This window comes from Lentzea jiangxiensis, assembly GCF_900104175.1.
In the GTDB taxonomy this organism is placed as follows: Bacteria; Actinomycetota; Actinomycetes; order Mycobacteriales; family Pseudonocardiaceae; genus Lentzea; species Lentzea jiangxiensis.
On sequence record NZ_FNIX01000003.1, the window covers coordinates 264317 to 286890 of the forward strand.

Sequence of the window (22574 nt, forward strand, 5' to 3'; positions counted from 1 at the left end):
GAGCGTTCTCCCGTGATCAGGAGGTGACGCGCACGTCCTTCACGGCACCTCGCCAGAAGTCGACGTTCTGGCCGTTGTACTTGGCTCGTCCGACCGCGAGAGCACCGGTGCTCGCGACGGCCGGTCCGGCGGTCGCGGTGGCGACGAGCACCCCGTCCACGTAGAGCCGGATCTCGCTTCCGCTCCTCTCACCCTTGAGCTCGTACCAGCGGCCGATCTCCGGCGTGACCTCGAACCGGGCGCGGTTGCCGCCCGGCGTGCTGAACGCGAAGGCGCCCTGTCCGTACTGCAGGTAGAAGGGGTTCTCCGCCTGACGTCCGTCCTGGCTCACCGCGGTGGCGTAGTTGCCGGGCAGTTCGTCCAGCCGCACCTTCGCGGACACGGCGTAGTCCTTGGTCGTGTCGACGACCGGACCGTAGGTCTCCGCCGAGCCGTTGCGGAGCTCGAGTGCGCCGTCCTTCCACGTGGCGCCGGTCGGGCTGAGGGTCAGCGGGTTCTTGCCCGTCGAGTCCTTCGCCGTGGTGCCCCTGGTCTCGTCGAGCTTCCACTCACCGCTGCCCGCGTACGGGTACGGCTTGCCGGCGTCGGCCCCGGCCTCGATCACGCGCCGGTTGATCTCGCGGACGGGACCGGGGTCGACCTTGATGCGCTTGCGGTCGTAGGTCCAGAGCCCGTTGAGCTCGCCTTCGAGGTCGGTGACCTGCGTGTAGACCGACGCCGACATCTCCGCGCGGGCCTGGCCGAGGTAGAACGTGCGGGTGTTGTCGACGTACTTCGCCGTCAGCGCCGCCTTGTCCGCCACGCCGCTGTAGATCGCGATCGGGGCGCCGGGCCACTGGTGTCCCGGCGTGCGCAGCGTGAAGCCGCCGTGCTCGCCGTCCACCACGACGCGCTTGCCGTCGGGGCGGGCCGGGTCGGTGTTGTTGTAGTCGTGGTGGTCGATGACGTCGCCCCGGCCGCTGTCACCCTTGGAGGCGCAGCAGTTCACCCCGCTGTGCGCGTTGACGACCCGGCTCGGGTCGGCCGCCTTCACCTGGTCGGCGATCTGGCCGGTGGCGGTGCGGTCCCACTCGCCCCAGCCCTCGTTGAACACGATCCACGAGTAGATGGACGGGTGGTTGTGCAGCTGGTCCATCAGCTCGCGGCCCTCCTTGACGAAGGCCTGCTGGGCTGCGGGGTCGCTGCCGTCCTCGAGGGACACGAAGTCCTGCCACACCATGAGTCCCAGCCGGTCGGCGTGGTAGTACCAGCGGGCGGGCTCGGCCTTGATGTGCTTGCGGACGGAGTTGAAGCCGAGGTCCTTCTGCGCCTTCAGGTCGAAGACCAGCGCCTCGTCGCTCGGCGCGGTGTTCAGGCCGTCCGGGTAGAAGCCCTGGTCGAGCTGCATCAGGTGGAAGATCGGCTTGCCGTTGAGCGTGAGCTTCGGCGTGCCGCCGATGTTGGCGACGCCCGTGGACCGCATGCCGAAGTAGCTCTTGACCCTGTCCCGGCCGAGCGTGACGTCGAGCTTGTAGAGGTACGGGTCGTCCGGAGTCCACAGGTGCGCGTCCGGCACGGGCAGCTTGAGGTCCGTGTTCGCCGGTCCGGTGACGGTGCCGACCTGCCGGCCCCCGGCATCCCTGGCGACGGCCGTGACGGTGGCGTTGCCGGCGGACCGGACGTGGACCGTGAGCGAGCCGGTGGTGAGGTCCGGGGTCGTCTTGAGCTCGTCGATCCCCTGCTCCGCCACCGGTTCCATCCACACCGTCTGCCAGATGCCCGACGACGGCGTGTAGAAGATGCCGCTGGGGTTGGGCGACTGCTTGCCCTTGGGTTGGTGCGGTCCGGTGGTGTCGGTGACCGCGACGACGATCTCCTGCTCACCGCGCTTGAGGGCGTCGGTGATGTCGGCGCTGAACGCCGTGTAGCCGCCGGTGTGCTCCGCGACGAGCTTGCCGTTGACCCACACCTTGGCGTGGTAGTCGACCGCGCCGAAGTGGAGCTTCAGCCGCTGGCCGCTGCCGATCCGCCAGTCGTGCGGGACGGAGACCGTGCGGCGGTAGAACATGTGGTCCTCGTGCCGCTCCAGCCCGGAGAGCTGCGACTCGATCGGGTACGGCACCACGACCTTCTCGCGCAGCTTCTTGCCGAACACCGGCTGCTCGCCCGCCTTGGCGGCCGCGAACTCCCACGGACCGTTGAGGTTGAGCCACTTGTCGCGTTCCAGCTGCGGGCGCGGGTACTCCGGCAACGGGTTGCGCGCGTCGAAGTCCTCACCCCACGGCGTCCGGAGCCGTTCGGTGGAGACGTTCCCGGTCGTGCGGGCGGTCTTGGCGACCTTCCGGCCGTCGACCGCGAGCGCTCCGGCACCGTCGTAGTAGATCCGGACCCGCTGGCCCTTCAGCACCCGCTCGCCCAGCCGGATCGTCGCCCGGTTGCGGCTCGTGGTGATCAGCGAGATCGGGAACGGGGTGGCGTCCACCTCGATCCGCAGGTGGTCCTCCAGGTCCTGCGTGCCGGTGACGCGACCGCCGAAGTCCGCGGTGAGCGTGCGCCCGTCCCGGGAGACCTCGGCCGTGCGCGGCACGACCTGGAAGTCCGGGGGCGGCGTGAACGCGGTCGTGGGCACGAGCTGCTTGGCGGTGGTCGCGCTCGACCAGCGCAGGAACATGTTGGCGCCGCCGGTGTCCTGGAACATCTCCAGCTTGAACGCGTACTGGCGCCCGGCGGTGAGCGCCACCGGCGCGCTGGTCTGCTCCCGGTCCCAGTCGCCGACCCAGTGGTCGATCACCGGCTGGTCGTCGATCAGCAGCCGGAACCCGTTGTCCCCGATGGCGTGGAAGGTGTAGTCACCGGACTGCGGCACCGCGATCTGCCCGGTCCAGCGGGCGGTCGTGTGTTCGGTGCGGCCGTTCAGGAACCCGAAGACACCGGTCAGGTCGCCGTGGTTGACGTCGGCGTCCAGCACGGTGCCACCCAGCGTCGCGAAATCCCGCGCGCCCGGTACCGACATGCTGAAGTACTCGCCCTTCAGGCCGTGCACGGGCTCGGCGGCGCTCGCGGGTGACGTCCCGGGCGCTATGCCCAACGCCAGCAGCAGAGCGACGAGTACGGGGGCGGCTTTCTTCATCGGCGAAGATCCCCTTCGTTTTACAACGTTGTAAGAGCGCTCCCACACATCAACGCACACGATTCAACAGTCGGGCTACGGCCGTTCGGAGGTAACAGGCATGTCAAACCGGACAAGTTTCCGGGAACCGCGTTGTTCGGTGCCGAGGTCTGGAAGCAGTCCAGACCTCGGCGGGGACGTTTGGTCGGCAGGGCGGCGGCGGTCCCCTTACGCCGTGGCGCTGTCGGCGGTCCACCGGACCGAACCCGGGTCCCGCACTGGCGTGCGCAGCGCGTCCTCACCCGCCAACCGCACCGGCGGCCGGACCCGTCGCGCTGCGTTGCCGCCGGCCTCGAAGACCTCGGCGGTCGACCCTGCGAGGTCACGAAGACCGGCGGAGCTCCCCCGACACCTCGACCCCGGCACCGGCCCACCGGACCGAACGCAGATCCCGCACCACCACCGGCGCCGGCGTCCGCAGCGCGTCCTCACCGACCCCGACGACGGTGGCCGCCCCGGCGGCGAGGCCCGCCGCGATCCCGTTGCCGCTGTCCTCGAAGACCAGGCAGTCCCCGATCGGCACGCCGAGCTTGTGCGCCGCGGTCAGGTAGCCCTCCGGGTCCGGTTTGCCGCGCGTGACGTCGTCGCCGTTGATCACCACGGGCGGCAACGGGATCCCGACGGCGGCCAGCCGGACCGCCAGCAGTCCGGGCGGGGCCGAGGTGACCAGCGCCCAGTTGCCCGGCAGCGAGTCCACCAGCTCGCGGGCTCCGGGGATCGCGGTGGTCGAGCCGGCGTCGGCGGTCTCGATGTCGTTGATCCGCCGCAGCGCCTCGGCGTGCGCGGAGGCGGGTACGTGCAGGCGGACGGTGTCCGTGGCGCGGCGGCCGTGCAGGCCGCGCAGGACCTCGGCCGGGTCGACACCGTACTCGTGCGCCCACTGCGTCCACGCCCGTTCGGCGGCGACCGTGGAGTCGGTGAGCACGCCGTCCATGTCGAACAGGACCGCCTGACAGGCCAGTTTCATGACAGCGGGATCTCCAGGCTCACGGTGCCGCGCAGGTCGAGCCACGCGCGGTCGCGACCGCGGACGAGCCGCAGCACGACCTCCTCGCAGTGCGGGCAGCGCGCGACCGTGCCGGGGGCGTTGCGGTAGACGCGCAGGGTCGCCACTGACCCCTTGTAGCCGCAGGCCGAGCACTGCCCGGTCGCCGCCGTCAGATCCACCGCGAAGATCTCCCGCAGGTCCCCCGCCAGCGCGTTGCCGTCGACGTGGCCACCGGCGTGGTCGTCGCTCATCGGTGCTCTCCTGTTCAGCCGAAGCGTTCGGTGCGGACGCGGCGCGGGTCGTGCCCCAGTGCCACGAGGACGTCGGACACCGTCTCGACGAACCCGGTGGGTCCGCACACGAAGACGTCGGGGGTGAACTCGGCGGGCCATCCGTGCGTGTTGAGGGTGGCCACACCCAGCCGGCCCGGCGGCTCCGGAGAACCTTCCGGGGCCTGCCGGGTGTACACGACCCGCACGTCCAGACCTGCGTCCTCACGGGCACGGCGGCGCAGTTCGCCGGCGTAGAAGACGTCCTCGGGCGTGCGCACCGAGTAGATCAGCCGGAACGGCACGCGACTGCCCTCGGCCGCACGCGTGCGGACCATCGCCATCAGCGGCGCGATGCCCGAGCCACCCGCCACGAGCGTCACGGGTGACTGACTCGTCGCACGCCACACGAAATAGCCACCGACCGGGCCGCGCAGCTCGACCTCGGCCCCGACGGGCAGCACGTCGCACAGGTACGGCGACACCTCGCCGTCCGCGATCCGTTGCACGCTCAGCTCGATGCGCTCCCCGTCCGGCACGGAGGAGATCGAGTAGCTGCGCTGCACCGAGTAGCCGTCCTCGGCGGTGAGCCGGACGTCGACGTGCTGCCCCGGCAGGTGACCGGGCCAGCCGGGCACGTCGAACACCAGGCCGCGCGCGCTCTTCGTCAGGTCGGTGGCCTCGGCCAGTCCGGCCACCCGCCAGGTCAGTCGCCCTGGTACCGCTGCTCGCGCCATGGGTCTCCGTAGTCGTGGTAGCCCGCGCTTTCCCAGAAGCCGGGTTCGTCCTCGAGCAGCAACTGGATCCCGCGGACCCACTTCGCCGACTTCCAGAAGTACAGGTGCGGCACCAGCAGCCGCGCCGGGCCGCCGTGCTCGGGCGTGAGCTCCTCGTCGTCGTAGCGGTAGGCGATCCACGCCTGCCCGTCGAGCAGGTCCTCCAGCGGCAGGTTCGTCGTGTAGCCGCCGTAGGACTGCACGAGCGCGTAGTCCGCGGCCGTCTCCACGTCCTCCAGCAGCACGTCCAGCGAGACGCCCTTCCAACGGGTGCCGAGCTTGGACCACTTGGTGACGCAGTGGATGTCGGTCGTGATCTTCTCCGCCGGCAGCTCGATCAGCTGCTGCCACGACCAGTCGTGGCGCTGACCGGCCTCCGTGCTGACGGTGAACTGCCACCGGTCGGTCGTGATCCGCGGCGTCGGTCCCGCGGTGAGGACCGGGAAGTCCTCCGCCAGGTACTGGCCGGGCGGGAGCTGCGCGTCCGGTGACCGGCGTCGCCCGGAGAAACCGGGAGAGACGATTGGCATCGTGCCAGTAGACGACACCGGCGCGCCGGGCGCCACCGATGATCTCGGAGGTCACAGGGACGTGCGGGCGAGACGACCGGGACCACCACGGTGATCCGGATGAACCGCCCGGAGCACGCGACGCCGCGAGTGCAGCCTCGTTGCTGGAGCGCATGGCTTGGACGCATGCGGTAGCTGGGCAGGCAGATGAGACCGAACGCGCCTGGCTACCGCTGCGGAGGTCGTTCATCAAGCCAGCAACCGACCCGAACCAGACTGGGTGTTCTGGGTCGACGAAGACGAGATCAAGATCATGAGTGGACGTTGCTGGACGCAACTCCGCCGACCACTGCGCGCGGTCCCGCTGCTCGAAGACGGCCTCAGTCGCTTCGATGACACGCACGCCCGAGACAAGGCGATCTACCTGACGTCCCTTGCACACGCCTACCTCGACGCAGGCGAGGTTGAACAGTCAGCAACCATCACACAGCGCGCAATCGACCTCGCGATGGGCGTAGGCTCGGTGCGGCCGGTCGAGCGCATCAGCAGAGTGACTGATCGACTTCGGCCGCACCACTCCCTCTCGTCCGTGACTAGCGTCCTGGGCGCCGCAGCAGGACTGCCTACCGTTCGTCAACGGATTTGTCGAGCCACGCCTTGTAGTCCTCGGGAGCTTCGACGATGGAGATAGCCGTGAGTTCCGGGTTGTCCCACGGGTGCTCCTGAAGCAGGTGCGCCTCCAACGCGGAATACCTGTCGGCCGTGGTCCTGAGGGTGACCTGCCACTCCTCGCCCTCGCCCATCTCACCGTTGTGCCAGAAGAACGATGTGTTCGGCCCGGAAACGAGGGCAGCCCCTGCCAGACGAGCCGCCACGGCAGAGCGAGCAAGGCTCGCGGCGGTGTCGCGATTGTCAGCAGTCGTCGTCACCTGCAAGTAGTCACTCACACCCACAGCCTATTGCGCCGGTGATCCAGCGCGCTGCCGATCGGACCATGCCCATGCCTGCCGCGTCCTAATCGTTTTCGCGCCTTCATGTTCCCAAATGCTGGGACTTCGCCGTCGGAGAACGGCAGCGGACCGGCGATGTCGGCCACGCGCAGGTCCGCGTCCGCACCGAGCCGCAGGCGCGCCCATGCCCGCGCTCACGTCGAAGCCGCTGACGACGGCGCCCCGTTCCCGCAACGCCGCGAACAACGGACCCGCACCGCAGCCGGCGTCGAGCACCCGCCGCCCTGCCACGTCCCCGGCCAGCCCCAGCACCGCCGGACGCTCGTAGTAGGCGTTCTGCAGGCTCGTCCCGTTGTCCAGGTCGTACGCCTCGGCCACGGCGTCGTAGTCGCTCACGCAGTCGATCATGTCTGGACTCCGCGTTCGCCGGTTCGTGCCCGAGGCGCCGAACCGGACCCGAGGTCCTCGCGACCGGGGTGCCGCCGTGCCGACCACAGCGTCAGCGCGGCGGCGCCCAGCCCCAGCAGCAGCGACGTCCAGATGTTGAGGCGCAGGCCCAGAACCGTGTTCGCCGCGTCGATCCGCAGCGCCTCGATCCACAGCCTGCCCAGGGTGTAGAGCACCACGTACAGGCCGAACGCGCGGCCGTGCCCGAGCCGGAACCGGCGGTCCGCCCAGATCACCGCGGCGGCCACGCCGAAGGTCCACAGCAGCTCGTAGAGGAACGCCGGGTGGAACGTCCCCAGCACCACCGGCTGTCCGTCCGCGCCGACGACCGCGCGGCCGGCCTGCAGGTCCCACTCGTGGATCGTCAACGCCCACGGCAGGTCGGTCGGGGCGCCGTGGAGCTCGTTGTTGAACCAGTTGCCGAGCCGGCCGATGCCTTGGGCCAGCGCGATTCCCGGTGCGGCGGTGTCCGCCAGTGGAGGCAGCGCCACGCCCGCGCGCTTCGCACCGATCCATGCCCCGAGCGCGCCGAGGGCGATCGCGCCCCACACGCCCATGCCGCCCTCCCAGATGTAGAGGGCCTTCACGGGATCGCCACCGGGGCCGAAGTAGGGCTGCCACGTCGTCGCCACGTGGTGGAGCCGGGCGCCGACGACGCCGAACGGAACGCCCCACGTCGCGATCTGGCTGACGACGCCGGGCCGGCCGCCGCGCCGGACGTAGCGGCGTTCGGTCAGCCAGGCGGCGACGAGGACACCCGCGATGATGCAGAACGCGTAGGCGCGGATCGGCACGGGATCGAGGTGCCAGACGCCCTGGGTCGGGCTCGGGATGGCCGCGAGCAGCATCGCGCCAGGCTGGTGAAGCCGGGGCCTGTGCGATGTGAAGTGCGCAGGCCCCGGTTCCGCGGGTCAGCTCACCGTTCCGCCGACGATCGGCAGCACCACCTTGCTGGCGCCCAGCGACACGTCGAGCGCGACGCCGCTCGCCGCGGTGTCCGAGGCGATGTAGGCGTTGTGGTTGGTGACGAGCACGATGCCGATCCGATGCCCTGCCGGGACGAGCGCGTCCCTGGCGTGCAGCTTCCAGGTGACGTCCGCGGTGGTCCCGCCGGTGGGCAACGGGGTCGCGGACTCCAGCGACAGGCGGTTCTTCGCGTCGATGGACCCCTTGGTCAGCATCGTCGCCGTGACGGCCTGGATCGAGACGTCCGGCGGCCGCGCGCAGCCGGTGCGGTCGCGCAGGTCGTTCTTGCCGCAGACCTCGGTGGACAGCTGCAGCGGGCTGCGTTCGGACAGCACGGCCCGGGTGCTCGGGCCGTAGTCCACCAGCAGCGCCGTGAGCGGCACCGACGCGCGGTTCGACGCGATGCGGACGGTCAGGCTGACCTCACCGGACAGCCGCGCGGCCTTCGTCAGCGGTGCTGTCACGTAGGCGAGCCGGCCGGAGCTCGCGGTCTCCGGGTTCGCCATCATGCTCGCCTCGTTGATGTTCGCGTTGTTCACGAGGCGTTGCGTGCCGCTGCCGGCCGCGGTGGCGGTCAGCGAACCGGACATGCCACCGGACGCCGGACCGAAGTACAGCGTGGTGTTCTTCGTGTCCGGGCGCGGCCAGGACGCCGCCTGCTCCCAGCTGCCGTCGGGCTTCTGCACGTCGGCCATGGGCTCGTTCATGATCCCGTTGTTCGCGCCCTTGAGCCAGTGGTCCATCCACAGGCCCATCACGCGCTGCCACTCGGCCTGGCGGAACGAGATCGGGTCGAGGTGACCGCCGCGGTGCAGCCAGATCTTGCGCGGCACACCGCGGTCCGCGAGCTCCTTCCACCAGCGGCCGAACTGCGACGGCTTGACGTTCCAGTCCGCCTGGCCGTGCACGACGAACACCGACGCGGTCGTGTTCTGCGCCCCCGGCCGGTAGTCGCGGGTCTTCCAGAACGACGTGTGGTCCCAGGACTCGTCGCCGTCCTGCGCGCTGAGCTTGTCGAACACCGGCTTGCACTTCGCCTTCTGCGCCGCGCTCACGACGTAGCCGGCGAGGAACGACGGGTAGTTCGACTCCCAGCCCTTGTAACCGATGCCCTGGTCGCGGGCGTACTCGTACCAACTGGAGATCGCGGCGATCGGCACGATCGTCTTCACGCCGGGGATGTTCGCCGCGGCGGCCGCGTTGGGCAGCGTGCCGTTGTAGGAGACGCCGAGCATGCCGACGTTGCCGGTGCTCCAGCTCGCGACCGCCTCCCGGCCGTCCGCGTAGAACGCCTTCGCCCGGCCGTTGAGCCAGTCCACGACCGCGCGGACGCTCGCGGTGTCCTCGGGACCACCGCTGGTCGGGCAACCGGTCGAGCGGGACGTGCCTTGCATCTCCATCTCGACCACGGCGTACCCGCGCGGCACGAAGTACTCGTCGTACCAGCGGCCGAAGCCGCGGGGCACCGCCGTCGACGACGCCGCCGCGCCACCCAGCCCGTAGTAGGGACTGGCCTCCATCACGATCGGCACCCGGCCCGGTGTGTCCGGCCGCATGACGTCCGCGGCGATCCGGTCGGGCTTGCCGTCCGCGTCACTGTCGATCGTGGACTCGACGTAGACGGTCTCGGTGATCGCCGCCGCGGCCTCCGGGGCCGCGTTCGAGGCAGGCGTGTGGATCGTCGCGGCCGTGAGCAGGGCGGCCGCGACGAGGTAGACCCTTCGCATAGGTTCCTCCGTCGGAGGGCCCGATCGAGCAGCAGGGGTACAGCGTCTCGGGCCCTACGGAGGAATCTCACCGGTACCGGCGTGCTCGCCGGTACCGGCCGAAAGATCTGAACCGCTCTTCGTCTAGTCCATGTCCGGTTGTCAGGCCGCGACGAGCTCCTTGTCGCGGCTCGGCGCCTTCACCTTGGGCTTGCGGTTCGGCAGCGACAGGCGGAACACCTTGCGCCACGCGGAGAAGACCTGCTTGGGCAGCGGACCGGTCACGTACTCCAGCTCGTACTTCTCGAACAGCGCCTTCACCTTGACCGCCACCTCGGCGTACCGGTTGCTCGGCAGGTCCGGGAACAGGTGGTGCTCGATCTGGTGCGACAGGTTGCCGGTCATGAAGTGCATCGCCTTGCTGCCGCTGATGTTCGCGGAGCCCATCATCTGGCGCAGGTACCACTGGCCGCGCGTCTCGCCCTTGATGGAACGGCGCTCGAAGACCTGCACGCCCTCCGGGAAGTGACCACACATGATCACCGAGTGCGACCACAGGTTGCGGATCAGGTTCGCGGTGAACGTCGCGGCGAGCGTGGTGAGGAACGACGGGCCCGACAGCAGCGGGTGGATCACGTAGTCCTTGAGCACCTGCTTGCGGATCTTGCGGCCCACGGCCTTGGCCCGCGCGCGGAACTCGGGGTTGTTGCGGCGGCGCTTGTGCAGGTTCTTGCCCAGTTCCAGGTCGTACGCGGCGATGCCGTACTCGAAGAAGCAGGCGTTGATGAAGTTCCACACCGGCTGCCCGAGGTGCATCGGGTGCCACTTCTGGTCCTCGTCGACGCGCATGATGCCGTAGCCGAGGTCGTTGTCCTTGCCGATCACGTTCGTGTACGTGTGGTGCAGCTCGTTGTGCGAGTGCTTCCACTGTTCGGCCGGCGAGACGTGGTCCCACTCCCACGTGGTGGAGTGGATCTTCGGGTCGCGCATCCAGTCCCACTGGCCGTGCAGGATGTTGTGACCGATCTCCATGTTGTCCATGATCTTCGCCACGGACAGGCCGGCGGTGCCGATGAGCCACGCCGGCGGGAAGAACGAGAACAGCAGGATGCCGCGGCTCGTCAGCTCCAGCTTGCGCTGCGCGGAGATGACCTTGCGGATGTAGGCCGCGTCCTTCTCGCCACGGCTCGCGATGATCTCGTCGCGAATCGCGTCGAGCTCGCGGCCGAGCTCTTCGATCTGCTCGTCGGTGAGGTGCGCGGTGGGGTCGATGGCGGTCATGAAGCTCTCTTTCGAGGGATCCGTGGCTGAGGGGTGGCCACTTCGCGGAGAAGGAAACGTCTGTGGTGGGGCGCGCTGGCTAGCGTTCGAGCTCGCAGGGGCCCGCCGCGGCGGACACGCAGGTCTGGACGAGCACGCCGTCCTCGGCCTCGGTGATCTCGCCGGTGCGCAGGTCCCTGACCGCGCCGGACTTCAGCGGCGTCACGCAGCCGAAGCAGATGCCCATGCGGCAGCCGGACGGCATCAGCACGCCCGCTTCCTCGCCGACGTTCAGCAGCGGCGTGGCGCCGTCGGCCTCGACGGTCTTGCCGGTCTTGCCGAACGTGACCTCGCCACCCTCGCCCGCCACGACCACGGTCGGGCGGAAGCGCTCGGTGTGGAGCTTGCCGGCGATGCCGTGGGCGGCCCAGTGCGCCTCGGCGGCGTCCAGGAGACCGGTCGGCCCGCAGGCCCAGGTCTCGCGCTCGGCCCAGTCGGGCACGAGCTCCTCGAGTCCGGCGACGTCGAGCATGCCGTCGGTGTCGGTGTGCAGCTCGACGAGGGTGAGGGCCTTGTCCGCGACCAGGTCGTGCAGGTCGCTGCGGAAGATCACGTCTTCCTTGCGCGGCGCGGAGTGGACCATCACGACGTCGGCGAGCTTCGTGTCGCGCAGCATGCCCATCACGGGTGTGATGCCGCTGCCGGCGGTGAGGTAGAGGACCTTCGCGGGCGTGGTCTCCGGCAGCACGAACTCGCCGGTGGCCTGGTCGAGCTGGATGACCGTGCCGGGCTTCGCCCTGCGGACCAGGTGGTTGCTGACCTTGCCGTCCGGGATGGCCTTCACGGTGATCGTGATGCGGCCGTCCGCGCGGCTGGTCGGCGACGTCACCGAGTAGGCGCGCCACAACCGGACGCCGTCGACGTCGACGCCGACCCGGACGTACTGCCCGGCCACGTGACCGCGCCAGCCCTTGCCGGGCCGGATCACGATGGTCGCGGCATCGTCTGTCTCGCGGTGCACGGCCTCGATGCGGCCGCGCAGGTCAGCGCCCGCCCGGAGGGGGCTCACCAGGTCGAGGTAGTCGGACGGCAGCAGTGGCGTCGTGACCAGCTCAAGGAACTTCCACGCCCTGCTGCGGAGGGCGGCACTCGTCATGACTCCAGCTTGATGCGCCTCAGGGCGTAAAGTCCTGTCCGCAAGACGTGAATTTATCCAGCCACATTGTTCGCAGGGAACAAATCGTGACTCACGCAATGCAGAGGGCCACCGAACTCGCCCTTGACGAGAAGACCGTGACCGCCCTGCGGGCGGTCCTGAGGACGACCGCCGACGAGGTCGTCCGCGCCATCATCGACGAGGTGCCGAGCTACGCCAACGCCCTCTCCGGCCGCATGGGCGGCACGATCCGCCGGGCCGTCCGCACCGCCCTCGGCCACTACCTGGACCTGGCGAGCGGCACCGGCGGCGGCGGTGACGCCAGCGACGCCGCCTACGAGCTGGGCCGCGGCGAGGTGCGGGACGGGCGTTCGATGGACGCTCTCCTGAGCGCCTACCGCGTGGGCGCCCGCGTCGCATGGCGCGGCCTGGCCGCCGGGGCCGTACCCGCCGGTCTCCCCGCCGCCGAGGTGGCGAAGTTCGCCGAGCTGACCTTCGCCTACATCGACGAGCTGTCCGCCGCCTCCGCCGCGGGCCACGCCGACGAACTGGCCGCCCGCGGCCTCGCCCACGAGCGCCACCTCGAACAACTGGCCCGCGACCTGCTCGCCGGCGCCACCCCCGAGGTGCTGCTGGTCGACGCGCAACGCGCCGGCTGGTCCGCGCCGACGACGCTGACCGTGGTGTTGCTGCCGTCGTTCCAGGTGCGACCCGCGTTCCGCCAGCTCGACCCCGGCACCCTGGTCCTGGACGACCTGCCCGACTCGACCGGCGTGCTGCTGGTGCCGGACACCGACCGCGCCCACCTGCTGCGCCAGCTGACGGGACGTGACGCCGTCGTCGGCCCTTCCCGCCCCTGGATGCGGGCGTCCGCATCGTACGCGCGGGCGGCACGGGCCCGTGCGTTGTCGTCCCTGATCCGCGACACCGAGGAACACCTCCCCTCGCTGGTGCTGAGCGCCGATCCCGAGGCTTACGCGGACCTGCGCGCCCGCGCGCTGGCACCGTTGCGCGCCCTGCCGGCCAGCTCCGCCCGACGGCTGGAGGAGACGTTGCGGGCTTGGCTGCTGCACCACGGGCGGCGGGAGGAGGTCGCCGCCGCGCTGTTCGTGCACCCGCAGACCGTCCGGTACCGGATGCAGCAGTTGCGGGACGTCTTCCCGGATCTGGGGTCTCCGCAGCGGGTTTTGGAGTTGACGCTGGCGGTGGGGTTGCCGACGCCGGTCGAGTGACTGATTTTGACCAACACTGAAGCTATAGAGTCCACTATCGGGTCACGTCGACACCCGTGCCGACGTGACCCACACCACACGATCGCGCGAACCTGAGCCCACCACCCCGACGTCTTGCGGAGTGTGAGAGCCATCCGGGGTGAGCCGGCCGACCTCGACGAGGAACAACTCGTGCGCCGAGTCGCACGGGGTGACCGCCGCGCCTTCGAAGAGCTGTACCGGCGCACTTCGCCCTGGCTGGCCGTGCGGTTGCGCAGGCGGTGCTCGGACGAACAGATCGTCGCCGAGGTGCTGCAGGAGACCTATCTGGCGGTGTGGCGGGCGGCGGACGCGTTCGCCGGCGCGGCCGCGGGTGGTAGCGCGGTCGGGTGGTTGTGGACGATTGCCGCTCGCCGGCTGATCGACGCCTTCCGCAGGCGTGCGCACCACGCCGCGCCGCCCGCGGCTGCCGCGCCTCGGCACACCGCGCCCGCCGCCGACGAGGCCGTGCTCGACGGGGTGGTCGGGGATGAGGTCGGGGACGCGTTGCGGCGGCTGGCGCCGGAGTTGCGGCAGGTGTTGCAGGCGATGGTGCTCGACGGGTTGACCGTGCGGGAGACGTCGTTGCTGCTCGGGGTGCCGGAGGGGACGGTCAAGACGCGGGCCCGGCGGGCTCGGATCGCGATGAGGGAGGCGTTGGCGTGAACGCACGGCAAGGAGATTCGACCGCCCATCCGCGTGAGCACCTGTTGCGCCGGTATGCGCGGGGTGACGTGGACATCGCCGCCGACGAGCTGTGGGCCGTCGAGTCGCACCTCGAGGCTTGTGCGCCGTGCCGCGCGCGCCTGGCCCCCGACCCCGTCGCCGAGGCGGTGTGGACTGAGCTCGCGCCGCAGCTCGCCCTCACGCCCCAGATGCCGCGAGCGGGGCGGTGGCGCGGGCGGGTCAACGGGTGGGTGTCGCCCGCGGCCGGGCCGTGGCTCGCGATGATCCTGCTCGTCACGGCCGCGGCGGTGGCGCTGGACAGGCTCGGGGTCGCGGTGGGCGACCGGGTGTCGCTCGTGCACCTGGTCGCACCGGTGCTGCCGGTGCTCGGGGTGGCGGCGTCGTGGAGCCGGGCGCTGGACCCGGCGCACGAGCTCACGGCCGCCACGCCGCGAGCCGGGTTGCCGCTCGTGTTCCGGCGCACGGCGGCGGTGCTGGCCGTGGTCGTGCCGGGCCTCGCGGCGGCCAGCCTGGTCATCGGCGCCGGACTGACGCAGTGGCTGTTGCCCTGTCTCGCCTTCACCGCCGGAACGTTGGCGTTGGGAGCGTTCGTGGGCATCACGAGAGCGGCGGTCGTGCTCATCGCGGCGTGGGCGGTGGTGATCGTGGCGCCGACGATCGCGTTCAGCCGCACGCCGACAGCGCTCAACGACGCCGCGGCACCGCTGTGGGCCGCGGTCCTCGCGCTGGCAGTCACCGTCATCGTCGTGCGCAGGATGGCGTTCACCCGGCTGGAGGCCAACCGATGACGGCACCGACCACCTACGCGTGGGAGGTCGAGGCGCGCGACCTGGAGGTCAGGGCGGGCCGCAGGACGGCCGTCGACGGCGTGACCCTCCACATGGGACGCGGCGTGCACGGCCTGCTCGGTCCCAACGGCGCGGGCAAGACAACACTCATCCGTGCGCTCGCCACGGTGCTCAAGCCGGCACGAGGAGAGCTGCGGCTGCTGGGCGGCGGGAACCTCCGCGAGACGAGGAAGAAGATCGGCTACCTGCCGCAGGAGTTCGGGCATTACCGCCGCTTCACGGTCCGCGAGTTCGTCGCCTACGTGGCGTGGCTCAAGGAGGTGCCGGACCGGCACGTCCCCGCGGCCGTCCAGCGCGCGGTGGACAGGGTCGGGCTGGCCGACCGGGCGGACGACAGGCTCAGGACGTTGTCGGGCGGCATGCTCAAGCGGGTCGGCATCGCGCAGGCCATCGTCAACGATCCCGAGGTCGTGCTGCTCGACGAACCCACGGCGGGTCTGGATCCCGCGCAGCGCCTCAGGTTCCGCGAACTGCTCACCGAGCTGGGAACGGACGCGTGCGTGGTCGTCTCCACGCACCTGGTCGAGGACGTCGCCGCCGCCTGCACGGACGTGCTGCTGATGGACAGGGGAAAGCTCGTCTTCCGGGGCACCCCGGCGCAGCTGGTGGCGGAGGGCGCGGACCACCACCCCGGCGACAGCCCGATCGAACGCGGCTACAGCGCCGTGCTCGCGTTCCCGGACAGACCCGGGACGTGGTGACACTCCACTGAGGACGGTGTGCGTCACGTCACAGCGAACGGAGAACCGCGGCGGCCGCACCACCGTCTTCCCGGTCGTGGGCAGCGACTCGAAGGAGAACTGGATGCAGGCGATCGAAGCCGACAGCCTGGTGGTGCGCGTCGGCGGCCGGCGGGGCCGCACCGCGGTGAACGGGCTCGACCTGCGGCTCGGGCGAGGCGTGCACGGGCTGCTCGGCCCCAACGGCGCGGGCAAGACGACGTTGATCCGCACGCTGGCGACGGTCCAGAAGCCCACCGCCGGAACGCTGTCGCTGCTCGGAACCCCGTTGCGGGGCACCGGCATGCGACCGCTGCGCAGGAGGCTCGGCTACCTGCCGCAGCACTTCGGCTTCTACAAGCGGTTCAAGGTCAGGGAGTTCGTCGAGTACCTGGCGTGGCTCAAGGAGATGCCGGCGGCCGAGATCCCGGGCGCGGTGCACCGGGCGCTGGACCGGGTCGGGCTCGCCGACCGCGCCGAGGACAGGATGAAGTCGTTGTCCGGCGGCATGGTCCGGCGCGTCGGCATCGCGCAGGCCATCGTCAACGAGCCGGAGGTGCTGCTGCTCGACGAACCGACGGTCGGCCTGGATCCCGCGCAACGCCTCAGGTTCCGCGAACTGGTGGCCGAACTGGGCCGGCAGTCGTGCGTGCTGATCTCCACGCACCTGGTCGAGGACGTCGCGGCGGCGTGCACGGACGTTGTGCTCGTGTCGGAAGGATCCCTCGTCTTCCAGGGAACCCCGGCCGACCTCGCGGCCAGGGGCACGCGGGAGCACGTCGGCGACAGCCCCATCGAGCGCGGCTACTCGGCGCTGATCAGCTCGGGTGGTGCCTGGTGACCGGACTGCGCATCGAGCTGCGCCGCTCGGCGGCGCTCTGGGCCGGACTCGTCGTGCTCGTGTCCGGCGCCGGCATGCTCTGGCTCGTCACGTCGGAAAGCTCGCGGTGGAAGGCGAACAGCACCTCCGCGATGCTGGAGCTCAGGTTGCCGCTGGCCTACGTCTGGGCGCTGGTCGTCGGTCTCGCCGTCCTGCAGGGCATGCGGGACAGCCGGGCGGGCGTCACCGAGCTGTTCACCGCCACACCCCGGCCCGGCTGGGTCCGGCTCGGCGCGCTCGCCTCGGCGGTGAGCGGAGCCGTCGCCGTCGCCGCGGTCCTGCTGTGCGCCGCGGTGGTGGTGAAGGTCGCGCTCGGTGGTGGGCTCGTCTCGGCCGGATTCGTGCCGCTGATGGTGACCGTGGTGCTCGGTCTGGCGTCGAGCGTCCTGGTCGGGCTCGCGATCGGCAGGCTGCTCCCCCACCCGCTGACCGTGCCGGTGGCGCTGGTGACCACGTTCATGGTCGCGACCACCGCGGGCCGGGCCCTGGAAGTCCGGTCACCGGACGACGAGATCTCCAGGTTCGCGCTGCTGACGCCGGTCATGGACGCGCCGGACACCGACCTGCTCACCACCTCGGCGTCGGTGGACCTCGGCCAGGTCGCGTGGTTCACCGGCCTGGGCGTGACGGCGTTCCTGCTGCTCGCCGCCCGCACCTGGCTCGGCCGGCTGGCCGCGCTCGCACCGGCGGGGCTGGCGCTCGTCCTGGCGCTCTCGATCGTGCCGGCCAGGTACTCCGACGTGCTGGTCGTGGACTCGACCGCGGGTGAGCAGGTCTGCGACGGCGCCGTGTGCGTGAGCCGGGTGCACGCGGACCGCCTGCCCGTCGTGGCCGCGGCGGGCAGGGCCGCGCTGGCCGAGCTCGCGGCGTTGCCGGACGCGCCCACGGGGGTCCGCGAGGACACCTCCGCGATGGCGCACCTCACCGCGCCCCGACGGGATCCGAACATCGTCTACATCAGTGCGTCGGGTTACCCGCGCGTGCTGACGATGTCCGAGGACGAGGTGCGGCTCGAGCTGCTCGCCGGAGCGGGTGTCCCGAGCTGCTCTGCTCCGAACAGCGTGAACTACTGGGAGGCCTCCGCCCGGTACGTGACCGCCGGCTACTTCAACGGTGGCTTGGCCGAGCTGGCGTCCGAACGTCTCATGTGGAATCAGGAGCGGATGCGCGCCGAGATCGACCGGGCGTGGCAGCAGTTCAGCGCCGCCTCCCCGCAGGAGCAGCGGGACCGCATCGTGCGGGCGCGTCAGATGCTGCTGACCTGCCAGGACGCCGAACGCGTGCTCGAAGTGCTGAAGGCCGGCCGATGAGGCCGCTCGCGCTGTACGCGCACTCGCGCGGCGTCCCGGCCGCACTCGTGCTCCTGCCCGTCGTCGTGCTGATCGCCTGGGCGGCGCTGCACACACCGTGGTCACCGCTCAGCGCGTCGCTGACCGCGCTCGCCGCCGTGCTGGTCGGCACGACCGGTCTGGCGGGCCAGGACCCGGAGCTCGACGCCTCCACCGCCTTCCCCTGGCCGTGGTGGCGCTTCGGCCACCTGGTGCTCGCCGCGGTGGCAGCCGCGGCCGCCGTCCTGCTGGTGCAACGACTCGGGGACGAGCCGTTCCCGGCGGCGTTCGTCGTCCGCGACGTGGCGGGCCTGACCGGTCTGGCCGGACTCGCGGCGGCACTCGCCGGGGCGAGGTTCGCCGCCACCGCACCGGTGCTGTGGTGGGCGGTGGCGGCGATCATGCCGCCCGCCGGGTCGGTGCCCGGCCGGATCGCCACGTGGCCGCTGGGTGCCCCGGACGACCCGGCGACCACGTGGACGGCGGGTGTGCTGGCCGTGAGCGGGTGCGCCGCGTACAGCGCACGCGGCGCACGCCGCTAAGCGAGCGTCTCCAGTGCGATGTAGTCGGCGATCGCCTGCTGGCCCCTGATGTTGGCGTGGACGCCGTCGCCGGTGTCGTACGGGCCGTTGATGCTGTTGGGCCGGAGCGGGTCCTCCAGCACCTGGTCGAAGTCCTGCACCGTCGCGCAGGTGTCCGAGCAGTCGCCGCCGCGCTTGACGAAGTCGTTGACGGCGTGGCGGTCCAGGTTGTTCTGGTCGCTGTAGCCGGGCCGGGGCGTGATCGGCGTGACGTGCACGGCGATCCCGGCTTGGCGCAGGCGACCGAACACCGCGCGGTAGCTCGCGATGACGTCCGCGGCCGAACAGCCGTTTGCCAGGTCGTTCGTGCCGTAGTAGTAGATGACATCGGTGACGCCGTGCAACGCGAGGACATCCCTTTCCAGGCGCGACAACGCGTCCAGGCCGACGAACGGCGCCGAGGTTCGCGGGCACACGGCACTCGTCGTACCGCTGATGCCGGCGTTGGCGACGGCGAGCTGGGGCCGCGAGGAGGCGACGATCCGGCGGGCCAGCACGTCGGTCCACCGCTTGTCGGTACCGAGTTCCGTGCAGCCCGGCCCGCAGTTGGTGCTGCCCACGCCGTCGACGACCGAGCTGCCGAACGGCACGACCGTCCCCCTCAGCCGTGGGTTGAACACGTCGACCGCACTGACCACGTAGGTCGACTGCACCTTCTCGGTGTAGGCGGTACCCGCGTCCGCGGTGTGGTCGCCCGAGCCGGCCGGGGTGAGGTAGTTGTCGCGGAACGCCGACTCGTGCCGTCCGGGCACGACGTCCCCGGCGACGTGCATGCTGACCGCGAGGTCGGAGTCCGGCAGGGTGGCCAGCGACGTGCGGTCGCTCCACACCGACCCGCCCGCGGGGACGGTGACGGCGCGGGAGCCGTTGAACGTCACCTCCCGCACCGGCTCGACGGCGGACCCGCCGGTGCTCGGGGCGACGGTGGTGCGGTCGATCGTCAGCGGCCCCGTGCCGAAGGTGTTCTGCACGCGGACGCGGACCGCGCTGCCTCCCTGGCTGAGGTGCGTGATCATCCGGAGGGACTGGTCGTGCAGGGTGACGGGGGCGAGGTTCTGCTGCGACTGCGCCCAGGAGGTGAACCAGACGGGGCGGTCGGCGTCGGCGGCCGGGGTGGAGAGCGCTCCCACGACGAGCACGGCCGACATCAGGGCAGGGATTCGGGTTCTCATACCCCTGGTTCTTACCGCTTCGTGACGATCACGTCACCATCCGTGACCGCAGTGTGGACTCAGGTCACCAGACCGCGCCGGTACGCGTAGACGACCGCCTGCACCCGGTCGCGCAGGTCGAGCTTGGTGAGGATGCGCGAGACGTACGTCTTCACCGTCTCCTGGCTGATGACCAGCGCCGCGGCGATCTCGCTGTTGGACAGTCCTTCCGCGATCAGCCGCAACACCTCCAGCTCCCGCGGCGCGAGCTGCGTCTCCGCGACCTCCTCGGCGGGCCTGATGCGCGAGGCGAACCTGCCGACGAGCTGGCGCGTCACCTCCGGCGCGAGCAGCGCGGCACCGCTCGCGACGGTCCTGATGCCCTGCAACAACTGCGTGGGTGGGGCGTCCTTGAGCAGGAAGCCGCTCGCCCCGGCGCGCAACGCCTCGTAGACGTACTCGTCGAGGTTGAACGTCGTCACGACGAGGACCTTGACGGGATCGGCGACGCCGGCGCCCGCGAGCAGCCGGGTCGCCGCGATCCCGTCCAGGACGGGCATCCGCACATCCATCACGACGACGTCGGGCTTCAGCCGGGCGGCGAGGTCGACCGCCGCGCGGCCGTCCCCGCACTCCCCCACGACCTCCAGGTCCGGCTGCGCGCCGATGATCGTGGCGAACCCCGTGCGGATGAGCGCCTGGTCGTCGCACACCAGCACGCGTACCGGTGCCGTCACGCCGGGTTTCCCGCCGGAATGCGCGCGCGGACCACGAAACCGCCGTCCCGCCACCCCGCCGAGAACTCGCCGCCCAGCACGTCGACGCGCTCCCGCAGGCCGGCGAGACCCCGCCCGCTGCCGCCGACCTGAGCGGGAGTCGTGGCGCCCGAGGTGCCGACCTCCACCGTGATCTCCCTTTCGCCGTAACGAACGCTGACGTTCGTCGGGTTGCCGTGCGCGTACTTGAGCGCGTTGGTCAACGCTTCCTGCACGACCCGGTACGCGACGGCCTCGGCGCTGCCCGCGTCCCGCGACGCCTGGCCCTCCTCGGCGAACTCGACCGGCTGCCCGGCCAGGCGGGTCTGCTCGACGAGACCCCGCAGGTCGCCGACGAACTCCGGCGTGTGGTCGGGGTTCAGCAGGTCGAGCAGGTGCCGCAGGTCCGCGAGCGACCGCCGGCCGGTGTCGGTGATCGCCTGCAGCGTCTGGTCGAGGCGCTCGGGAGCGGCCGTCAGGTACCGGGCCGCCTCGGCCTGCACCACCATCGCGGTCACGTGGTGGGTCACCACGTCGTGCAGCTCGCGGGCGATCGACGTCCGTTCCGCGGCGCGGGTGGTCTCGGCGACGTGCCGGCGGCGTTCCTCCTCGGCGCTGCGCGAGAGCCGCAGCCACGCGCCGATCGCCCAGGCGGCCGCCACCGCGAGGTAGAAGGTGACGAACCCGGCGACGCCCTCGGTGGCACCCAGCAGGTCCAGCCAGACCGCCAGCCCCGCGTAGGCCGCGGTCAACGCGATGACGGTCGCGCGGCGGTGGTGCGCCAGGTGCGCGCCCGCGCTGATCAACGCTATGAGCAACGCCGTGCCGGCGACCGTGTGGTAGCCGCGCGCCTGGTCCACCGCGAACGCGACCGACACCAGGACGAGGCAGACCATCGGCCACCGGCGGCGCACGACCAGCGGCAGGCACTCGAAGGCGATCACGGCGATCGCGAGCGCGTCGAACGGCCGGTTCGGCAGCCCGCCGAGCTGGGTGCCCTTGTCGTGCAACGCGGGCACCACCGAGCCCAGGGCGAGCAGCAGCGCGAGCGGCGCGTCCTGGACTCGGACGTCCCAGCCGCGCCACCGCTGAAGGCTGATCACGCGCCGAGCGTAGCGGCCGGCACGGCGCGGCCACGGCGCGGCACGAGGTTGCCCCGGCGCTTCGCCAGCCACAGGAACGCCGCCGTGACCACCACGCCCGCCAGCACCGAGTAGGCACTGGCCTCTGGCCCGAACCCGCCACCGGTCACGATCGCCGGACCGGACGTGACGCCGTCGAGCAGCCCCCGCGGAGCGTCCTGACCGGACACGCTGGTGCTGAAGATGCCGCCCTGGGCGAAGTTCCACGCGAAGTGCACGCCGATCGGCACCCACAGGTTGCGCGTGGCGACGTACGCGGCGCCGAGCATCAGCCCCGCCTCGATCGCGATCGCGACCGAGCTCCACACCGTCGCGTTGGGGTTGAAGATGTGCGCGAAGCCGAACACCAGACCGCTCAGGACGAGCGCGAGCCACGTGCCGAGCTTCTCCTCGGCGATCCGGAACAGCACGCCCCGGTACAGCAGCTCCTCGGTCACCGCGACCGCCACCATGAACCCGAGGATCGCGACCGCGCCCGTCGCCGAGCCCCAGCCGCGCACCTCGTAGCCGCCGAGGAAGGCGATGTTCGCGATCACCGCCCCGAACATCGCGAGTCCGATGAGGACACCGCGCCCCAGCGCCCCCGGAGCCGTCTTCCACGAGACCTCGGTGGCCTCGCGCCGTTCGGTCCTGCGCACCACCCACGCGTACGCGGCCAGTGCCAGCGCCGCCGCCAGGAACCCCGCGACCAGGGTGAGCGGCCAGTTCCACCCCAGCGCCTGCACTCCGGTCCCGCCCACGAACGACACGACCACCACCACGACCAACTGCTGCACGAATCGCATGGCCGCAACGCTAGGGATTTCGCGGCGCCGCAACGTCCCCGCGCGGTGGACATCCGCGTGTAGCTCTCCAGGGGGACAAGGCCGGGTGGTGCGGCAATCTCACGGAGCGCGGTCCGTCGTCTCCCCGCGAGCGGGTGAAACGTCGAGCCGACTGAGATGCTTCCCACGATCGGCTTACTTGAGCATTACCTACCCTTTACCTATGCTCTCCGGCGAGGGGAGTACTTCCCAAAGCGTCTGCCCGGTCAGTCCGGACACCCGGAAGGTGTCCTC

The 22574-nt window shown here is 71.0% G+C and carries 22 protein-coding genes and 1 pseudogene; 8 read left to right on the forward strand and 15 right to left on the reverse strand.

Going from position 1 to position 22574, the window contains the following annotated elements:
* Nucleotides 1-16: 16 nt before the first annotated feature.
* The 5 genes from BLQ91_RS12130 to BLQ91_RS12150 all read right to left on the reverse strand — a co-directional run bounded on the left by BLQ91_RS12130 (nucleotide 17) and on the right by BLQ91_RS12150 (nucleotide 5711).
* Nucleotides 17-3109 (reverse strand): PA14 domain-containing protein, encoded by a 3093-nt coding sequence (locus BLQ91_RS12130; protein ID WP_090096904.1) that lies wholly within the window; start codon nucleotides 3107-3109, stop codon nucleotides 17-19.
* Between the two features lie 361 nt (nucleotides 3110-3470).
* Complete coding sequence (locus tag BLQ91_RS12135; protein WP_090096905.1) at nucleotides 3471-4115, reverse strand: HAD-IA family hydrolase; 645 nt, start codon at nucleotides 4113-4115, stop codon at nucleotides 3471-3473.
* Nucleotides 4112-4387, reverse strand: a complete 276-nt coding sequence (locus BLQ91_RS12140; RefSeq protein WP_090096906.1) for a DUF6510 family protein — start codon at nucleotides 4385-4387, stop codon at nucleotides 4112-4114. Before BLQ91_RS12140 ends, BLQ91_RS12135 begins: the two co-directional genes overlap by 4 nt.
* A gap of 14 nt (nucleotides 4388-4401) precedes the next feature.
* Nucleotides 4402-5142: a ferredoxin reductase gene (locus BLQ91_RS12145; RefSeq protein ID WP_090096907.1), complete on the reverse strand. Its 741-nt coding sequence runs from the start codon at nucleotides 5140-5142 to the stop codon at nucleotides 4402-4404.
* Nucleotides 5112-5711, reverse strand: coding sequence for a sulfite oxidase-like oxidoreductase (locus BLQ91_RS12150; protein ID WP_090096908.1), 600 nt, complete (start codon nucleotides 5709-5711; stop codon nucleotides 5112-5114). Before BLQ91_RS12150 ends, BLQ91_RS12145 begins: the two co-directional genes overlap by 31 nt.
* Nucleotides 5712-5913: 202 nt before the next feature.
* On the opposite strand from BLQ91_RS12150, the gene BLQ91_RS44010 reads away from it, so the two are divergent.
* Complete coding sequence (locus BLQ91_RS44010; RefSeq protein WP_483810787.1) at nucleotides 5914-6381, forward strand: NsdA family TPR-like regulatory protein; 468 nt, start codon at nucleotides 5914-5916, stop codon at nucleotides 6379-6381.
* Here the strand turns inward: BLQ91_RS44010 and cutA are convergent.
* The 6 genes and pseudogenes from cutA to BLQ91_RS12180 form a co-directional block, all read right to left on the reverse strand.
* Nucleotides 6314-6637 carry a divalent-cation tolerance protein CutA gene (gene cutA / locus BLQ91_RS12155; protein WP_176959701.1) on the reverse strand — a complete coding sequence of 108 codons (324 nt, stop codon included), beginning with the start codon at nucleotides 6635-6637 and terminating at the stop codon, nucleotides 6314-6316. The genes BLQ91_RS44010 and cutA overlap by 68 nt on opposite strands.
* A 110-nt stretch (nucleotides 6638-6747) precedes the next feature.
* Nucleotides 6748-7048 (reverse strand): annotated as a pseudogene (locus BLQ91_RS12160) (class I SAM-dependent methyltransferase); the annotation flags it as partial.
* Nucleotides 7045-7935, reverse strand: a complete 891-nt coding sequence (gene lgt / locus BLQ91_RS12165; RefSeq protein WP_090096909.1) for a prolipoprotein diacylglyceryl transferase — start codon at nucleotides 7933-7935, stop codon at nucleotides 7045-7047. The pseudogene BLQ91_RS12160 and the gene lgt, both read right to left, overlap by 4 nt.
* A 63-nt stretch (nucleotides 7936-7998) precedes the next feature.
* The gene (locus BLQ91_RS12170; protein ID WP_090096910.1) at nucleotides 7999-9780 is read right to left on the reverse strand and encodes a CocE/NonD family hydrolase; all 1782 of its coding nucleotides are present in this window, start codon (nucleotides 9778-9780) and stop codon (nucleotides 7999-8001) included.
* Between the two features lie 141 nt (nucleotides 9781-9921).
* A complete protein-coding gene (locus BLQ91_RS12175) occupies nucleotides 9922-11040 on the reverse strand; it encodes a fatty acid desaturase family protein (RefSeq protein ID WP_090096911.1) in 1119 nt (372 codons plus the stop codon).
* 79 nt (nucleotides 11041-11119) lie between these two features.
* Entirely contained in the window at nucleotides 11120-12175 is a 1056-nt protein-coding gene (locus tag BLQ91_RS12180; protein WP_090096912.1) for a ferredoxin reductase, read from the reverse strand.
* An 86-nt stretch (nucleotides 12176-12261) separates the two neighbouring features.
* On the opposite strand from BLQ91_RS12180, the gene BLQ91_RS12185 reads away from it, so the two are divergent.
* From BLQ91_RS12185 to BLQ91_RS12215, 7 genes are all read left to right on the forward strand, one after another.
* Nucleotides 12262-13407: a PucR-like N-terminal domain-containing protein gene (locus BLQ91_RS12185; protein WP_090096913.1), complete on the forward strand. Its 1146-nt coding sequence runs from the start codon at nucleotides 12262-12264 to the stop codon at nucleotides 13405-13407.
* Between the two features lie 132 nt (nucleotides 13408-13539).
* Nucleotides 13540-14091 carry an RNA polymerase sigma factor gene (locus BLQ91_RS12190; RefSeq protein ID WP_090097216.1) on the forward strand — a complete coding sequence of 184 codons (552 nt, stop codon included), beginning with the start codon at nucleotides 13540-13542 and terminating at the stop codon, nucleotides 14089-14091.
* On the forward strand, nucleotides 14088-14900 hold the full coding sequence (locus BLQ91_RS12195; RefSeq protein ID WP_245733361.1) for a cupin domain-containing protein: 813 nt from the start codon (nucleotides 14088-14090) through the stop codon (nucleotides 14898-14900). The genes BLQ91_RS12190 and BLQ91_RS12195 overlap by 4 nt, the downstream gene beginning before the upstream one ends.
* Nucleotides 14897-15661, forward strand: a complete 765-nt coding sequence (locus tag BLQ91_RS12200; protein WP_090096914.1) for an ABC transporter ATP-binding protein — start codon at nucleotides 14897-14899, stop codon at nucleotides 15659-15661. The genes BLQ91_RS12195 and BLQ91_RS12200 overlap by 4 nt, the downstream gene beginning before the upstream one ends.
* Nucleotides 15662-15764: 103 nt before the next feature.
* Nucleotides 15765-16520 carry an ABC transporter ATP-binding protein gene (locus tag BLQ91_RS12205; protein WP_090097218.1) on the forward strand — a complete coding sequence of 252 codons (756 nt, stop codon included), beginning with the start codon at nucleotides 15765-15767 and terminating at the stop codon, nucleotides 16518-16520.
* A complete protein-coding gene (locus BLQ91_RS12210) occupies nucleotides 16517-17869 on the forward strand; it encodes a hypothetical protein (protein WP_090096915.1) in 1353 nt (450 codons plus the stop codon). The genes BLQ91_RS12205 and BLQ91_RS12210 overlap by 4 nt, the downstream gene beginning before the upstream one ends.
* On the forward strand, nucleotides 17866-18429 hold the full coding sequence (locus BLQ91_RS12215; protein ID WP_090096916.1) for a hypothetical protein: 564 nt from the start codon (nucleotides 17866-17868) through the stop codon (nucleotides 18427-18429). Before BLQ91_RS12210 ends, BLQ91_RS12215 begins: the two co-directional genes overlap by 4 nt.
* On the opposite strand, the gene BLQ91_RS12220 is transcribed toward BLQ91_RS12215, so the two are convergent.
* The 4 genes from BLQ91_RS12220 to BLQ91_RS12235 are packed head-to-tail and all read right to left on the reverse strand — an operon-like array spanning nucleotide 18426 to nucleotide 22301.
* A complete protein-coding gene (locus BLQ91_RS12220) occupies nucleotides 18426-19640 on the reverse strand; it encodes a GDSL-type esterase/lipase family protein (protein ID WP_090096917.1) in 1215 nt (404 codons plus the stop codon). The genes BLQ91_RS12215 and BLQ91_RS12220 overlap by 4 nt on opposite strands.
* 59 nt (nucleotides 19641-19699) lie before the next feature.
* Nucleotides 19700-20356 (reverse strand): response regulator, encoded by a 657-nt coding sequence (locus tag BLQ91_RS12225; RefSeq protein WP_090096918.1) that lies wholly within the window; start codon nucleotides 20354-20356, stop codon nucleotides 19700-19702.
* Nucleotides 20353-21477 carry a sensor histidine kinase gene (locus BLQ91_RS12230; protein WP_090096919.1) on the reverse strand — a complete coding sequence of 375 codons (1125 nt, stop codon included), beginning with the start codon at nucleotides 21475-21477 and terminating at the stop codon, nucleotides 20353-20355. The genes BLQ91_RS12225 and BLQ91_RS12230 overlap by 4 nt, the downstream gene beginning before the upstream one ends.
* The gene (locus BLQ91_RS12235) at nucleotides 21474-22301 is read right to left on the reverse strand and encodes a CPBP family intramembrane glutamic endopeptidase (protein WP_090096920.1); all 828 of its coding nucleotides are present in this window, start codon (nucleotides 22299-22301) and stop codon (nucleotides 21474-21476) included. Before BLQ91_RS12235 ends, BLQ91_RS12230 begins: the two co-directional genes overlap by 4 nt.
* Nucleotides 22302-22574: the final 273 nt, after the last annotated feature.

Bases quoted from the DNA above. Each gene is read 5' to 3' on its own strand.
- BLQ91_RS12130 (WP_090096904.1), bottom strand. From the start codon at position 3,109: ATGAAGAAAGCCGCCCCCGTACTCGTCGCTCTGCTGCTGGCGTTGGGC.
- BLQ91_RS12135 (WP_090096905.1), bottom strand. From the start codon at position 4,115: ATGAAACTGGCCTGTCAGGCGGTCCTGTTCGACATGGACGGCGTGCTC.
- BLQ91_RS12140 (WP_090096906.1), bottom strand. From the start codon at position 4,387: ATGAGCGACGACCACGCCGGTGGCCACGTCGACGGCAACGCGCTGGCG.
- BLQ91_RS12145 (WP_090096907.1), bottom strand. From the start codon at position 5,142: ATGGCGCGAGCAGCGGTACCAGGGCGACTGACCTGGCGGGTGGCCGGA.
- BLQ91_RS12150 (WP_090096908.1), bottom strand. From the start codon at position 5,711: ATGCCAATCGTCTCTCCCGGTTTCTCCGGGCGACGCCGGTCACCGGAC.
- lgt (WP_090096909.1), bottom strand. From the start codon at position 7,935: ATGCTGCTCGCGGCCATCCCGAGCCCGACCCAGGGCGTCTGGCACCTC.
- BLQ91_RS12170 (WP_090096910.1), bottom strand. From the start codon at position 9,780: ATGCGAAGGGTCTACCTCGTCGCGGCCGCCCTGCTCACGGCCGCGACG.
- BLQ91_RS12175 (WP_090096911.1), bottom strand. From the start codon at position 11,040: ATGACCGCCATCGACCCCACCGCGCACCTCACCGACGAGCAGATCGAA.
- BLQ91_RS12180 (WP_090096912.1), bottom strand. From the start codon at position 12,175: ATGACGAGTGCCGCCCTCCGCAGCAGGGCGTGGAAGTTCCTTGAGCTG.
- BLQ91_RS12200 (WP_090096914.1), top strand. From the start codon at position 14,897: ATGACGGCACCGACCACCTACGCGTGGGAGGTCGAGGCGCGCGACCTG.
- BLQ91_RS12205 (WP_090097218.1), top strand. From the start codon at position 15,765: ATGCAGGCGATCGAAGCCGACAGCCTGGTGGTGCGCGTCGGCGGCCGG.
- BLQ91_RS12215 (WP_090096916.1), top strand. From the start codon at position 17,866: ATGAGGCCGCTCGCGCTGTACGCGCACTCGCGCGGCGTCCCGGCCGCA.
- BLQ91_RS12220 (WP_090096917.1), bottom strand. From the start codon at position 19,640: ATGAGAACCCGAATCCCTGCCCTGATGTCGGCCGTGCTCGTCGTGGGA.
- BLQ91_RS12235 (WP_090096920.1), bottom strand. From the start codon at position 22,301: ATGCGATTCGTGCAGCAGTTGGTCGTGGTGGTGGTCGTGTCGTTCGTG.